Source organism: Lysinibacillus sp. fkY74-1 (genome assembly GCF_053165895.1).
Genome location: NZ_CP170173.1, coordinates 1,168,975 through 1,181,231 on the forward strand (window position 1 = coordinate 1,168,975; position 12,257 = coordinate 1,181,231).

General features: G+C 38.8%; 12 protein-coding genes and 1 riboswitch. Of the genes, 10 read left to right on the top strand and 2 right to left on the bottom strand.

Annotated features, from left to right (window positions below; translation table 11 throughout):
* Positions 1-76: 76 nt before the first annotated feature.
* Both ACE1MS_RS05415 and cobT read left to right on the top strand, forming a co-directional pair.
* Entirely contained in the window at positions 77-934 is an 858-nt protein-coding gene (locus ACE1MS_RS05415) for a DMT family transporter (protein WP_031419062.1), read from the top strand.
* 68 nt (positions 935-1,002) lie between these two features.
* Positions 1,003-1,179, top strand: a riboswitch (cobalamin riboswitch).
* A 91-nt stretch (positions 1,180-1,270) separates the two neighbouring features.
* A complete protein-coding gene (gene cobT, locus ACE1MS_RS05420) occupies positions 1,271-2,326 on the top strand; it encodes a nicotinate-nucleotide--dimethylbenzimidazole phosphoribosyltransferase (RefSeq protein WP_281486684.1) in 1,056 nt (351 codons plus the stop codon).
* A gap of 76 nt (positions 2,327-2,402) precedes the next feature.
* On the opposite strand, the gene ACE1MS_RS05425 is transcribed toward cobT, so the two are convergent.
* A complete protein-coding gene (locus ACE1MS_RS05425; RefSeq protein ID WP_031419064.1) occupies positions 2,403-3,008 on the bottom strand; it encodes a trimeric intracellular cation channel family protein in 606 nt (201 codons plus the stop codon).
* A 344-nt stretch (positions 3,009-3,352) separates the two neighbouring features.
* Here ACE1MS_RS05425 and ACE1MS_RS05430 point away from each other — a divergent pair, with 344 nt between their 5' ends.
* The 3 genes from ACE1MS_RS05430 (at position 3,353) to glnA (ending at position 6,527) form a co-directional block, all read left to right on the top strand.
* Positions 3,353-4,603 (top strand): methionine gamma-lyase family protein, encoded by a 1,251-nt coding sequence (locus ACE1MS_RS05430; RefSeq protein WP_031419065.1) that lies wholly within the window; start codon positions 3,353-3,355, stop codon positions 4,601-4,603.
* Positions 4,604-4,760: 157 nt separating this feature from the next.
* Positions 4,761-5,138 (top strand): MerR family transcriptional regulator, encoded by a 378-nt coding sequence (locus ACE1MS_RS05435; RefSeq protein ID WP_031419066.1) that lies wholly within the window; start codon positions 4,761-4,763, stop codon positions 5,136-5,138.
* Positions 5,139-5,192: 54 nt separating this feature from the next.
* Complete coding sequence (gene glnA, locus ACE1MS_RS05440; protein WP_031419067.1) at positions 5,193-6,527, top strand: type I glutamate--ammonia ligase; 1,335 nt, start codon at positions 5,193-5,195, stop codon at positions 6,525-6,527.
* 91 nt (positions 6,528-6,618) lie between these two features.
* Here glnA and ACE1MS_RS05445 read toward each other — a convergent pair whose 3' ends face one another.
* A complete protein-coding gene (locus ACE1MS_RS05445; RefSeq protein ID WP_025114030.1) occupies positions 6,619-6,930 on the bottom strand; it encodes a CotD family spore coat protein in 312 nt (103 codons plus the stop codon).
* 456 nt (positions 6,931-7,386) lie between these two features.
* Here ACE1MS_RS05445 and ACE1MS_RS05450 point away from each other — a divergent pair, with 456 nt between their 5' ends.
* The 5 genes from ACE1MS_RS05450 (at position 7,387) to ACE1MS_RS05470 (ending at position 12,220) form a co-directional block, all read left to right on the top strand.
* Positions 7,387-8,394 carry an ABC transporter substrate-binding protein gene (locus ACE1MS_RS05450; RefSeq protein ID WP_031419069.1) on the top strand — a complete coding sequence of 336 codons (1,008 nt, stop codon included), beginning with the start codon at positions 7,387-7,389 and terminating at the stop codon, positions 8,392-8,394.
* A gap of 131 nt (positions 8,395-8,525) precedes the next feature.
* Positions 8,526-9,542 carry a FecCD family ABC transporter permease gene (locus ACE1MS_RS05455; protein WP_036160992.1) on the top strand — a complete coding sequence of 339 codons (1,017 nt, stop codon included), beginning with the start codon at positions 8,526-8,528 and terminating at the stop codon, positions 9,540-9,542.
* On the top strand, positions 9,535-10,575 hold the full coding sequence (locus tag ACE1MS_RS05460; protein WP_012293373.1) for a FecCD family ABC transporter permease: 1,041 nt from the start codon (positions 9,535-9,537) through the stop codon (positions 10,573-10,575). Before ACE1MS_RS05455 ends, ACE1MS_RS05460 begins: the two co-directional genes overlap by 8 nt.
* 50 nt (positions 10,576-10,625) lie before the next feature.
* Entirely contained in the window at positions 10,626-11,453 is an 828-nt protein-coding gene (locus ACE1MS_RS05465) for an ABC transporter ATP-binding protein (RefSeq protein WP_031419071.1), read from the top strand.
* Complete coding sequence (locus ACE1MS_RS05470) at positions 11,450-12,220, top strand: IucA/IucC family C-terminal-domain containing protein (RefSeq protein ID WP_447402742.1); 771 nt, start codon at positions 11,450-11,452, stop codon at positions 12,218-12,220. Before ACE1MS_RS05465 ends, ACE1MS_RS05470 begins: the two co-directional genes overlap by 4 nt.
* Positions 12,221-12,257 lie beyond the last annotated feature (37 nt).

The window sequence follows — 12,257 nt, forward strand, 5'->3', positions numbered from 1 at the left end:
TACAATAACAGTTTGCTCATTTTCAATAGATTCTACTGTGTAGGTTAATACTTATACGTAGAAAGTAGGAATTGTAATGAGCGGAAAATTAGCGTTTGTATTATCCATGATTATTTTTGGCGCAGTTGGTGTTTTTGCCAAGTATATACCTTTATCTTCAAGTGAAATCGCTTTTTGGATGAGCTTAATTGGTGCTTGTTTTTTGATAGTGATTTTTATTTATAAAAAGGAAAGCTTTACGAAAAGAAGTATTCTCAAAAATAAGTGGAAATTAGTACTTTCTAGTGTTGCCTTATGTGGGAATTGGATTTTTTTATTTCAGGCTTATAAAGAAACAACAATTGCTAATGCTGCACTTAGTTATTATGTTGCACCAGTACTCGTTATCTGTTTATCTCCAATTATCTTAAAGGAGAAGCTAGTTGGCAGAAAAATGATGTATGTCTGTGTGGCCCTTATCGGACTTTATTTGATTGTCCAAAGTCAAGGCACTGGGGACAGTAAACAATTTATTGGCATTGTCTACGGTCTTATCGCCGCATGCTTTTACACAGCTCTAACATTTACAAATAAATGTATAGGTAACATAAAAGAACCAGGAAATACATTAATTCAACTAGCTTTAGCAGCATTTTTCCTTTGTTTTTATATACTTGGGACAACAGGATTTCAGGTCATGACAATCAGTTTTAAGTCAGTCTTACTATTAATAGTATTAGGTATTGTCCATGCAGGAGTTGGATTTTTATTGTTCTTTTGGGGCATGTCAAAGCTGAAAGGGCAAAGTATAGCCATCCTTAGCTATATAGATCCACTGACATCATTAGTCATTTCAACGATGTTTATTGGAGAAAAAATGACGCTACTACAACTAATAGGAGCGATACTATTATTAGGGTCAACATTGCTAAGTGAGCTAGAAAAAAATAGGTAGCCGAAGAAATGATACAAGTAACGCATTCAAATATTGACAGAAAAAATACTCTGTCGTAGATTAAAAGTAGTTTAATATAAGCATTAGGTGCCCATTAAGGGAGAATAGGGAATAAAGTGAAAAACTTTAGCGGACCCGCCACTGTAAAAGGGAGTTTAATAGTGAAGACCACTAGCTCATTGCTGGGAAGGTACTATGAAATGTTGAACTTAAGCCAGGAGACCTGCCTATTTGCTTTAAGAATATAGATGATGGAAAAGTCTGTAGTTTATTTGTCATGACAATAAACTACAGGCTTTTATTTTGTCTTCATGAAGAACGAGAGGAGAAATGACAATGCAATTATTACATGACACGATTCAAAACATTCAAGGCGCTGATAAAAATAGTAGGGAGCAAGCAAGAAAACGAATAGATATTCTTTGTAAGCCTCCAGGAAGCTTAGGGAAATTGGAGTCCATTGCTGTGCAACTATCTGGAATTACAGGCCAGTTATATCCGATGATTGATAAAAAGGTGATGATTGTCTGTGCAGCAGATCATGGAGTTTGTGAAGAAGGCGTGACGCCGAATCCTCAAGAGGTTACTTTATTTCAAACATTGAATTTTCCGAAGGGAGGTACAGGTGTTTGTGCAATTGCAAGTGTGACCAATACCAAAGTTGTAACGGTAGATGTTGGAGTTAAGGAGGATATCCCTCTCAATGCGGACGTAATCATCCAAAAGGTGAAATATGGAACAGGTAATATAGCACAGGGCCCTGCTATGTCTAGAGAGGAGGCTATTCAATCCATAGAAGTGGGGATTCGTGTGGCAACAGACGAAATTACAAAAGGGGCCAACCTACTTGGAACAGGTGAGATGGGCATTGGTAATACAACGCCGAGCACAGCAATCTTAGCTGTTTTGACTGGCTATGACCCTATTCAAATAACCGGGTTTGGAGCAGGTGTTGGTCAAGGAGGAATTGCTCATAAAGCAGCGGTCATTGAAAAAGCAATTATGCTTAACCAACCAAATCCTAACGATATCATTGATGTACTAGCTAAAGTTGGAGGGCTAGAGATTGGGGCTATGGCTGGTATTATACTTGCTGCCGCAAGTCACCGAAAACCTGTTGTGATTGATGGTTTTATTTCGACTATTGCTGCGCTTATAGCTTATCAAATTGAACCGAAAGTAAAGGACTTTATCATACCTTCTCATGCTTCGGAGGAACCCGGAGCTAAAATAGCCGCTGAATTGTTGGGAGTGGAACCGATGCTGCATATGAATATGCGGTTAGGAGAAGGTTCAGGTGCAGCCCTAGCCTTTCCTCTATTAGATGCTGCTTGCTCAATGATGAAAAATATGGTGACACTGGAAGAAGCAACGAATCTTTTGGCTAAATAGTTACTGAAAAACAAATAAGCGCAAATAGTTAAAGAGCTATTTGCGCTTATTCGTTTTTTTTTATCAATGATAGACTCTATGCCCGATTCAACCTTCGCAAAGGTAAACGCCATTTCATCATATAGGAAAGAATACGTAATGCTGTAATTACCGCAAATAAAATATAAAGGAAGATATCTCCTGTAAAAACTTCAAATCCAATAACAAGCCCTGCGAGAGCAGCCCACACACCATAGACTTCGTCACGAAGTACAAGTGGTTTTCGTCTAGCTAATAAATCACGCACGATACCACCACCCGACCCTGTTAAGACCGCAGCTACGATGACAGCACTAATCGGCATATCCAGCTTTACGGCGTAGAGTGCGCCTTGAATAGCAAATGCTGATAAACCAATCGCATCTGTAAAATTACCCCAACGATGCCAATGTTGAATCAAATGATGTGGAAAAATAAAAAATATGGTAATTGCAGCAAGCGCAATTTGAAACATCATATCCTGTCCCCATAATGTCGTGACAGGTAGACCGATAAGTAAATTTCGAATAGCCCCTCCACCAAAAGCAGTGACAATACCGAGTATATAAACACCGAATAAATCGTATTCCTCTTCCATTGCAATAATTGCCCCAGAAATAGCAAAGGCAATTGTACCGATCATACTAAAAACTTCCCAAGCCATCCCTTTCACCCCTTCTATCAATAAATGAACCTCATTCCTAAAGTTGAAAGATCCTGTAAGTAACAAAATCTATGAATTTAATAGCCAAAATTAAACATTAAATACGCTTCTTGAAATAAGTCCGCACATTAGCTTAGCGTAAATTTCACTCAGAAACAATAGGCAAGTTTTACAGGGACCTATACAAATTGATAAGATGTTAATGAAATAAAGAAAAACATCTGTCATAAGCGTTCATTACAAGTAGACAATCAGGGAATCCTAGGATAATCGAGGTCCATTTAGATATAGAATAAAGTTTACGGAATAATATGCTTGACAATTGTGAAATGGAGAAGAAAAGAATGACGTTTACATCTAATTTATCAGCATCGACGCTATCTTTAGCGGCAACAATAGAAGAAAGAGTGAGACCTTTTCATGCTAGGGTGGAAGAGATGGCGTTTTATAACCAACAAAAAGTGCTAGCGGCATTTCGTAAGCATCAAGTGAGTGATTATCATTTACACCCATCCAATGGCTATGGCTATGACGATGAGGGACGCGATAATTTAGAGCGTGTCTATGCTGAGGTGTTTGGAGCAGAGTCCGCCATTGTTCGACCGCAAATTATTTCAGGCACACATGCAATTACGCTTAGTTTATTCGGTGTGCTGCGTCCTGGTGATGAGTTGCTCTATATTTCTGGACAGCCATATGATACGTTACAATCCATTGTTGATGGTGGTGACAAAGATACAGGTTCCTTGAAAGATTATCAAATCGGTTATTCACATGTTGAGTTACTGGATAATCAAACCATTGATTGGGAAGGAGTGGAAGCGGCCATAACGGCAAAAACGAAAGTGATTGCCATTCAACGATCAAAGGGCTATGCAACGCGACCATCCTTTTCTATAGCAGAGATTGCTGATATGTGTGCAAAGATTCGTGAGCTAGCTCCACAGGCCATTATATTTGTTGATAATTGCTATGGTGAATTTGTAGAAAAGCAAGAGCCTACAGAGATTGGTGCTGATTTAATGGCGGGCTCTCTCATTAAAAATCCAGGAGGAGGATTAGCGAAAATTGGAGGTTATATCGCAGGCCGAGCAGATTTAGTGGAGAAATGTGCGTACCGGATGACTTCACCTGGAATCGGGGCAGAAGCAGGAGCTACATTAAATACATTGGGTGATTTTTATCAAGGGTTTTTCCTAGCTCCACATGTTGTATCACAAGCATTAAAGGGCGCCATTTTTACGGCAGCTATGCTGGAGGAAATAGGGATGAATACATCTCCAAGTTACCAGGCACATCGGACAGATTTAATACAATCGGTTTCTTTCCAAACCGCACAGCAAATGATTGACTTTTGTCGGGAAATACAAGCCAACTCGCCAATAAATGCTCATTACGCACCAGAACCAGCCTATATGCCAGGCTACGAGGATGATGTCATTATGGCAGCGGGGACATTTATCCAAGGCTCCAGCATAGAGCTAACAGCAGATGGGCCGATACGACCTCCCTTTACAGCCTTTATACAGGGTGGGCTAACTTATGAACATGTAAAATTTGCAATTTGTAGTGCGGTACAAGCTATTCAAAAATAGAGATGAGGAAATGGACAAACCGTAAATTTGAATAGTTTTTTACAATTTTCTCTCAGATTGAAAAAAATAGTGCCAACCATGTTAGGAAACCTGACATGGTTGGTTGACAGTGAAAAAATTTCGTTATATGATAAGCGGGTATTGGAGGAGGACTTAAATGAGTCGTGAAATTAGACGAACTATGCCGTTATTATCAATGAGTATTGTAATGCAATTAACTGAGCTCTCGGCACGACAAATTCGTTATTATGAAGAACACCATTTAATTGAGCCGCACCGAACAGAAGGCAACCGTCGAATGTTTTCATTAAATGACGTCGACACATTGCTTGAAATTAAAGACTACTTAGAACAGGGTATGAATATGGCGAAGATTAAAAAGATATTTGCTAAAAGGAAAAATCCTGTTTCTACAATTGAAGAACAAGATTTAAGTGATTCTGAATTACGTCAAATTATGCGCGAAGAAATGCGTCAAGCACAGCGCATGCAAAAATCATCCATCCGACGAGGGGATTTATCTCGATTCTATTAAAAATAGGGTAGGGTAAACATAAAAGCTAGACAAATTATAGGAGTGTGGAAAACTGTGGGTAAATTCACAAAAGAGGACATTAAACGTCTCATCGAAGAAAAGAATGTAAGCTTTATTCGTTTACAATTTACAGATATTCTTGGCACAATCAAAAACGTTGAGATTCCTGTAAGTCAATTAGACAAAGCACTAGAAAATAAAATGATGTTTGATGGCTCATCTATTGAAGGCTTCGTTCGAATCGAAGAATCAGATATGTATTTATATCCTGATCTTGATACTTTCGTGGTATTCCCTTGGACTTCTGAAAAAGGGAAAGTGGCACGTCTTATCTGTGATGTTTACACTGCGAAAGGCGAACCGTTTGCTGGTGACCCACGAAATAACCTAAAACGTATTCTTAAAAAAATGGAAGATATGGGCTTCTCAAGCTTCAATTTAGGGCCAGAGCCTGAATTTTTCTTATTCAAATTAGATGCAAAAGGAGAACCAACTTTAGAAGTAAATGACCATGGTGGTTATTTCGATTTAGCTCCAACAGATCTTGGTGAAAACTGCCGTCGTGATATCGTATTAGAGCTAGAAGAAATGGGCTTTGAAATTGAAGCCTCTCACCATGAGGTTGCTCCTGGACAACATGAAATCGACTTTAAATATGCAGACGCTGTTACAGCTTGTGATAACATCCAAACATTTAAATTAGTAGTGAAAACAATCGCTCGTAAACACGGTTTACACGCTACATTTATGCCAAAGCCATTATTTGGTGAAGCTGGTTCTGGTATGCACTTTAACGTGTCACTATTTAAAGGTAAAGAAAATGCATTTTATGATGAATCTACGGAATTAGGACTATCAAATACAGCTATGCAATTTATGGCTGGTGTCCTTGCACACGTACAAGGTTTCACGGCTGTTACAAATCCAACAGTTAACTCTTATAAACGTCTAGTACCTGGTTATGAAGCGCCATGTTATGTAGCATGGTCAGCACAAAACCGTTCACCACTCATTCGTATTCCATCAGCACGTGGTCTGTCAACTCGTGTAGAAGTACGTTCAGTGGACCCATCCGCAAACCCATACTTAGCGATGGCTGTTATTTTAGAGGCAGGTCTAGAAGGTATTCGTCAAAACTTGACACCACCAGCAGCTATTAACCGTAATATCTATGTGATGTCGGAAGAAGAGCGCCAAGCGAATGGTATTGAAAACCTACCAGCAGCACTTGACGATGCTTTAACATTACTGGCTAAAGATAAAGTAGCGCAAGCAGCTTTAGGTGAGCATATTTATGCTAACTTTAAAGAAGCAAAAGAAATCGAGTTCGATATGTATCGTACAACTGTACATCAGTGGGAACGCGATCAATATTTAAAAATGTATTAATAACGAATAAAACCGAGTACCTCTAAGAGAGGCTACTCGGTTTTTTTGTTTGAAATAATGAACGGGTATTACTCGCCCCCCTCATTATTTATTAATAGCCCATATGTTTATGGGGATGATGCGGCATATGACAAGGGTTAGGTGGCATACCGCACATTGTATGTGTTTCACAGCATTCATTAACAACTGACTCTGTGCATGGGAAATAGTATTGGTGATCAATCATATGTTTGTTCACTGTTGTGACATGTGCTGGTTGTACATGTGGAACAACTGTATGGATATAATTTGTGCGAACATATTGCTCTGGTGGTAAAAATTGTGGTGGATCAAATTGCATGGGCATTGTTTGTGGCGGACAGCAGTGTGGACCTTTTGCCGGATGGCGTCTTCGTTGAAACATGTTATAACCTCCTGTTTTGATAAGTTGTCGTTCATTATTAAGATATGAGATAGACGTCAATAGGGACTATTTATTTGCCTATTATTGAATAGGTAAATCTAACAAGTCACTGGAATGGTAGAACATCTAATGTAGAATTGCCTTCACATTAGGTGAAAAAAGGAACTACAAATCGCATTTTTCACATTCTATTGTTGTCAAAATAGTAGTAAATCGATCTAGTGTTTAAACAATAGTCCTCTGCATCTTGCGATAATTGTGTCGAAATTTTTACAAATAATCAACAAACCTAATGCTTCCAAACTATAGATGATTGAGTTGGAAGCTAAATTAACAATAAAATTATTAAAAAAGTATATTTTTTGAAAAAATAGATATTGTCAAGCAAACAGTCATACAGTATACTCTTTAATTGATAATGATTATCGTTATTGATTATAATTTAGGAGGAAATGTATGTCGAAATTATCACTACGTAACAAAAATATTTTTATTCTTTTTGCATTAGTATCAATCTTCTCTCTCTTGATGGTTGGATGTGGAGATAAAGCATCAAACACTAGTAGTAGTTCGCAAGAAACTGATAAAGCTGAAGAAGGTAATACAGAGTCTTCTAGCCGTGAAATTACCCACGCTATGGGTACTACGACAATTGAAGGAACACCTACAAAAATCGTTACGCTATACCAAGGGGCTACTGATGTTGCAGTAGCAATGGGCATTAAGCCAGTAGGAGCAGTAGAATCTTGGGCAGAAGCACCTTTTTATAATTATTTGAAAAAAGATTTAGATGGTGTTGCAGTCGTGGGACAAGAAACACAACCAAATCTTGAGGAAATTGCAAAGCTTAAACCAGATCTAATCATTGCATCGAAAGTTCGTCATGAGGAAATTTATGATCAGTTATCACAAATTGCTCCAACCGTTGCTCATGAAACGGTATTTGATTTCAAAGGTACAGCAGAAATGATGGGTCAAGCAATGAATGAGGAAGAAAAGGTTAAAGAGTTATTTGGAGATTGGGATACGCGAGTTGCTGATTTCCAAACAAAAATGAAAGAGAAGCTTGGCGATAAATGGCCATTCCATGTTGCGGTTGTCAATTTCAGAGCAGACCATGCACGTATTTATGTAACTGGATATGCAGGTTCTATATTGTCAGAGCTTGGCTTCCAAGGTCCTAAAAATTTAACTGATGACTCATTGGAGATCGTCAAACTAACAGATAAAGAAAGTATTGCGCAAATGAATGCCGATGTCATTTATATGTTTATGGAAAATGATGACGCTGTGAAAAAGAATTATGAAGAGTGGACAAATCATCCTCTATGGAAAGAGCTCGATGCTGTGAAGGCAAATCAAGTTTACCAAGTAGATGAAATCAATTGGAATCTAGCTGGCGGATTGATTAGTGCTAATTTAATGCTAGATGATATTTATGACAAATTTGAATTAGATAAATAGAGAAAGTGATTAGGGCTGTTTAAAGTGTTAGAGAATGCTTGAGAGACAGCCCTCTCCTTGTAGTGTTTCGCCTATAAAAACCTACAACTTTTCTCAAAAGATAAAATGTGGTTCAAGAAAGTTGGCGCAAAATGAGAATTTTTCTTTCTACTACCTCGATGAAACAAATAGGGTTGTTCATCAGTTGTTTGGTCCTATTGCTGACGTTTATGTTCAGCATAACTATTGGTCAAACATCTATTCCCTTCTCGTCAATCTATGATGCCATTTTTCATTATGATGCTGCTAATAAGGAGCATGTCATTATTCGAACATCTAGATTTACAAGAGCTGTGATCGCTACAGTAGTTGGCGCAAGCCTTGCTATCTCGGGAGCATTGATGCGGGCATTAACAAGAAACCCTTTAGCAGCTCCTGATATTTTAGGTATTAATGCAGGGGCAATATTTTTTATTGTCAGTGCCATTACTCTTTTTTCTGTTAATTCTTTAATGAGTTATATGTGGATTGCCTTTTTAGGTGCTGGTGCAGCGGGAGCTATGGTGTTTTTCCTTGGATCATTAGGAAGAGATGGTTTAACACCGATTAAAATAGTACTAGCTGGTGCAGCGATTACAGCTCTATTTGTCTCGTTTACGCAGGGGCTTTTAGTAATTGATGAACAAGGTTTACAAAGTGTACTATTTTGGCTAGCGGGGTCAGTATCAGGTCGTAGCATAGACATGCTCATACCTGTCCTACCATTTATTTTAGGGGGCACGATCATAGCAATAGGTATGGGTCGTTCTATAAATATTTTACAATCAGGTGATGATATTGCAAAAGGATTGGGACAACGAACAATGGTGACGAAACTCACACTTGGCATCATCATAATTATTCTTGCAGGTAGCTCAGTTGCTGTAGCAGGTTCGATTGGCTTTATTGGTTTAATTGTCCCTCATATAGCGATTCATCTTGTTGGTATGGATTATCGTTGGATTATACCGTACAGTGCGGTATTAGGAGCCATACTGCTGTTGCTTGCAGATATAGCAGCAAGATACGTAATTATGCCATTAGAAATGCCAATTGGTGTAATGACTGCATTAATTGGTGCTCCTTTCTTTATTTATATTGCACGAAAGGGGTTAGCTAAAAATGTCTAATTATAGGACGATTCGAACGAAATCCGATCGCATATCTTTTCAAATCGCCAAAAAGACTTGTTGGATTATACTACTGTTAAGCTTATTATTAGTCATCATAACGATTATTGGTTTATCTGCGGGTAGCGATTTTATTCATCCTGTCACCGTAGTGAAGGAATTATTAGGCTACGGAAACGGAGAGTACGATTTTGTCTTACATACATTAAGGCTTCCGCGTATTTTAATGGCCTTATTAGTTGGTGCTGCGCTAGGAGTTGCTGGTTTAATTTTACAAGGAATCATAGGCAACCCTTTAGCTGCTCCAGATATTATTGGTGTAACGAGTGGGGCGTCCATGGGTGCGATTATTTTTATCGTGTATTTTATGGGGTCAGTGGGCATTCAATTTTTACCGTTAGCTGCCATTTTAGGTGCGGCTATTATCTCCTTTATCATTTACCTGCTGTCATGGAGAAAAGGTGTCACACCTATACGTATGGTGCTTATTGGAATTGGGATTTCCGCGTTAGCAAAGGCAGTGGTAACTATGCTGTTGGTGATCAGCGAGGTAGCCGCAACAACGAAGGCCTATCTATGGCTGACAGGTAGTTTGTATGGGGCAAATATGACAGATGTCTACTTGCTTTTACCATGGGTTACTCTCTTATTACCTCTAACATTTGTTTTAGCGAGAACCGTCAATGTGAAGGAATTAGGAGATGACATTGCGATAGGGCTGGGCGTAAAAGTTCAAGTGTACCGTTTGCTCTTTTTACTTATTAGTGTAATGCTAGCTGGTTCTGCAGTTGCTTTTGCTGGTGGAATTGCCTTTGTTGGATTAGTAGCCCCACATATGAGTAGATTGCTAGTAGGGCGTTCTTTTGCAGGATTAATACCTGTTACGGCTATAATTGGTGGCATTATTGTCATTGTAGCTGACATTGTTGCACGTACAGCCTTTTTACCAAAGGATTTACCAACAGGTGTCTTTACGGCTGCAATTGGAGCACCATTCTTTATATATTTACTATTTAGAACGCGCAATCAATAATGCCCAATGATAAATGAGTTAAAAGCGTGAGAGAAGAGGGTGAAGGGATTTTGAAAAACGTCTTAGAAGTACAAAATCTAGATGTTAGCTATGGTGAAAATCTTATTTTAGAAGATTTGAATCTTCAAATACCAAAAGGGAAAATTACGGTACTAGTAGGTGCCAATGGCTGTGGAAAATCTACGCTCCTTAGAACGTTTGCCCGACTGCAAAAACCAAGGTCAGGTGAAATTTTCTTAGAAAATCATCCACTAGACGCCATTTCAACTAAAGAGGTGGCAAAACGGTTAGCCATTCTTCCACAGGGACCTGTTGCACCAGAAGGATTAACTGTCCAACAATTGATTAAACAAGGTCGTTACCCTCATCAGAGCTGGTTAAAGCAATGGTCTACAGAGGATGAAACTATTGTGAACAATGCTCTTGAGGTGACACAGATGACCGAATTTGCGGATCGCCCAGTAGATGCATTATCAGGTGGACAGCGTCAGCGTGTGTGGATTGCTATGACATTGGCTCAAAAAACGGATCTTATTTTACTAGATGAACCTACAACCTATTTAGATATGGCTCATCAAGTAGAAATTTTAGATTTACTATTTGATTTGAATGAACATGAAGGCCGTACAGTTGTTATGGTATTACACGATTTAAACTTAGCCTGTCGTTATGCTCATCATATTGTAGCTGTGCGAAATAAACGGGTATACGCACAAGGAAAGCCAGAGGAAGTGGTGACACCTGAGATGGTACAAGCGGTCTTTCGGATGGACTGTACCATAATGAGAGACCCTCTATTTGGAACGCCATTATGTGTTCCGCATGGTAAGGGAAGAACAGTTCAGATGGAAGCATTTGAGGAGGTAGCGGCCACTTGAGCAACAAATTGTCAGCTGAAGAAATACCCATACTATTAAGCGATTATCGATTGACGTTTGAGCCCGCGATAGACGCTACTTACTCCATAAGAGCGGAAAATTTATTGGACTCTGAACTGGCCCTAGTCTATTTACAAACAATCGCACCTTTTTTTCAATCGGCCTCTTTATTAGTGACAGCATCGTTATTTGGAAAGCGTTATAGTGTCTTGACGATGGCTTCAGCATTCTATGCCATGTCGAGATACGATAAAGGGCTACACGTTGCTATTGATAATATTTGGGTGGAAGCAGAAGGACATGCGAAGCCATGGCTACCTAACGTTCGGTTCATAGATCATACGGTGTCTGTGCCAACAATTGATCGTAAATCATGGCGTGACGAGGTGCTGAAAGGAATTTTTGCGGACAATCTAGCAAAAGTGTGGCAGTCATTAATGAAAGTAAGTAAAATCCCAAAAACAATCTTATGGGAAAATACAGCTATTTATGTCAATTGGCTATATGAAACGAAAATAAGAGAAGGGGCCAATGAGCAAGAAATTACTCGCCTACAAGAGGATTATGCCTATATTGTACATGAGGCACCAGGTGCTCTCTTTGGCGAGAAGAAAAATCCTCTGACTAAATATTGTGGACCTAAAGTGACAATAAAGGAATCCGAGCAACCTATCCGCTTAAGAAAAACATGTTGTTTCTATTATCAAACATCTGATGAAGCGAATGACTTTTGTATCTCCTGTCCTAAAATCAAAAGACTCGTCTAACCTCATAAAGTTTACAAATTCCTCAAAGTGAATAAAT

Bases quoted from the DNA above. Each gene is read 5' to 3' on its own strand.
- ACE1MS_RS05415 (WP_031419062.1), top strand. From the start codon at position 77: ATGAGCGGAAAATTAGCGTTTGTATTATCCATGATTATTTTTGGCGCA.
- ACE1MS_RS05430 (WP_031419065.1), top strand. From the start codon at position 3,353: ATGACGTTTACATCTAATTTATCAGCATCGACGCTATCTTTAGCGGCA.
- ACE1MS_RS05425 (WP_031419064.1), bottom strand. From the start codon at position 3,008: ATGGCTTGGGAAGTTTTTAGTATGATCGGTACAATTGCCTTTGCTATT.
- ACE1MS_RS05450 (WP_031419069.1), top strand. From the start codon at position 7,387: ATGTCGAAATTATCACTACGTAACAAAAATATTTTTATTCTTTTTGCA.
- ACE1MS_RS05435 (WP_031419066.1), top strand. From the start codon at position 4,761: ATGAGTCGTGAAATTAGACGAACTATGCCGTTATTATCAATGAGTATT.
- ACE1MS_RS05460 (WP_012293373.1), top strand. From the start codon at position 9,535: ATGTCTAATTATAGGACGATTCGAACGAAATCCGATCGCATATCTTTT.
- ACE1MS_RS05455 (WP_036160992.1), top strand. From the start codon at position 8,526: ATGAGAATTTTTCTTTCTACTACCTCGATGAAACAAATAGGGTTGTTC.
- ACE1MS_RS05445 (WP_025114030.1), bottom strand. From the start codon at position 6,930: ATGTTTCAACGAAGACGCCATCCGGCAAAAGGTCCACACTGCTGTCCG.
- cobT (WP_281486684.1), top strand. From the start codon at position 1,271: ATGCAATTATTACATGACACGATTCAAAACATTCAAGGCGCTGATAAA.